At 42.6% G+C, this 1,745-nt stretch carries 1 protein-coding gene; it reads left to right on the forward strand.

Annotation, left to right across the window (positions count from 1 at the left end; all coding sequences use genetic code 11):
* Positions 1-39: 39 nt before the first annotated feature.
* The gene (locus QYT14_RS18820; RefSeq protein WP_289826578.1) at positions 40-1,701 is read left to right on the forward strand and encodes an IS1182 family transposase; all 1,662 of its coding nucleotides are present in this window, start codon (positions 40-42) and stop codon (positions 1,699-1,701) included.
* The last annotated feature ends 44 nt before the right edge of the window (positions 1,702-1,745 follow it).

The raw sequence follows: 1,745 nt of genomic DNA on the forward strand, positions 1-1,745 counted from the left end.
CCCAAAGTTTTTGTATCTTTAGGCATAAAGTATTTCGTTATGGCAAAGTTACATTTTCGTCCTTACATTCCCAACCAAACCGTTCTTTTTCCTCAAAGAATTGATGAAAACATTGCGTCGAACGACCCGGTTCGCATAGTTAACACAGTTGTTGATACTCTCCATCTTGAAGGTTTCAATAAACTTTATAAAGAAACCGGCCGCTGTCCTTATCATCCTAAAATGATGCTTAAGGTAATTATCTACGCCTACATGAATAATATCTATTCGTGCCGTAAAATAGAGAAGCTTCTCTTGCGTGACATTCATTATATCTGGCTTGCCGGTAATGAGCATCCGGATTTTATCACCATCAATCGTTTTCGTAACCGTGTAAAGGAGGAGATAAATAATGTATTCACCCAGTTAGTTCTTGTCCTTGCCGACAAAGGTTTCATCAGTCGTGAGGTGGAGTATATCGACGGCACTAAGATTGAATCCAAAGCCAACAAATATACTTTTGTCTGGCGCAAGAGTGTTGAAAAGCACCGCACGAAGTTGCTGGACAAGATTCGTATCCTTCTGGAACAGGTGGACGAAGCCATTGCACAAGAGAACTCCGTAAAAGACACACCCGCCCAATTCACTCCCGCCATGCTCTCTGACATAGTGGATGAACTTAAAGAAGTCCTAGAACACCAGCCTGCGACAAAGGATAAGGAACAAAAGAAAGCCCTGCGCGAAAAGAAGAAACAGCTCAAGGAACTTGAAGGGTATCGTGAAAAGCTGATGGAATACGACAATCATCTTGACACTCTTGGAGAACGTAATTCCTATTCCAAGACTGATCCTGATGCCACATTCATGCGTATGAAAGAAGACGCCATGAAGAACGGGCAGACCAAGCCCGGATATAATTTGCAAATAGGTACTGAAAAACAATTTCTCATAGACTTCCGACTGTTTCCCAACCCTACCGATACACTGACGCTCATTCCTTTCTTCCACTCCTTCCAACATCGCTATAACCGCTTACCCGCTGTCGGGGTGGCAGACTCCGGTTACGGCTCAGAAGAAAATTACCGGTTCATGCAGGAGAACGGGATAGAAGCCTTTGTCAAGTATAACTTCTTCCATAAAGAACAGCGTCCCCGTTATACTCCCAATCCGTTCCATGCGGAAAGTCTCCATTACAATACAGAAGAGGATTATTACGTTTGCCCTATGGGGCAGCGCATGAACCGTATAGGGACCAGACGTGACAAAACTGCAAGCGGATACATCACCGAAAGTGCACGTTATAAAGCACAAAATTGCGAGGGTTGTCCTTTGCGTGGCAGTTGCTTTAAAGCCCAGGGAAATCGTATTATAGAAGTCAATCACCGGTTAAACCAATACAAACGGCAGGCACGGGAAATATTGCTCTCAGAGGAAGGTATCAAGCATAGAGGCAGGAGGTGTATAGAACCGGAAGCTGTGTTTGGACAAATGAAATACAACATGGCATACCGCCGGTTCAGACATAAAGGAGAAGACAAGGTTACGATGGACTTTGCTTTCTTTGCTATAGCTTTTAATATCAAAAAAATGTGCGCTAAACTACTAAAAGCAGGAAAGGGAGGGACTGCACGCATTATATGTATTCTTATCAGAACAATTATGACGCAATATACGAGGAATATAGCCGCGTATTACCAAATTAGTGAAAAAAGAGTCGCATAGAGAAAAAAAACATTTAAATATAAAAAAAGGAGATGTGCCTTAGT

The sequence above is a fragment of the uncultured Phocaeicola sp. genome (genome assembly GCF_948499155.1).
Classification (GTDB): Bacteria; Bacteroidota; Bacteroidia; order Bacteroidales; family Bacteroidaceae; genus Phocaeicola; species Phocaeicola faecalis.

Bases quoted from the DNA above. Each gene is read 5' to 3' on its own strand.
- QYT14_RS18820 (WP_289826578.1), top strand. From the start codon at position 40: ATGGCAAAGTTACATTTTCGTCCTTACATTCCCAACCAAACCGTTCTT.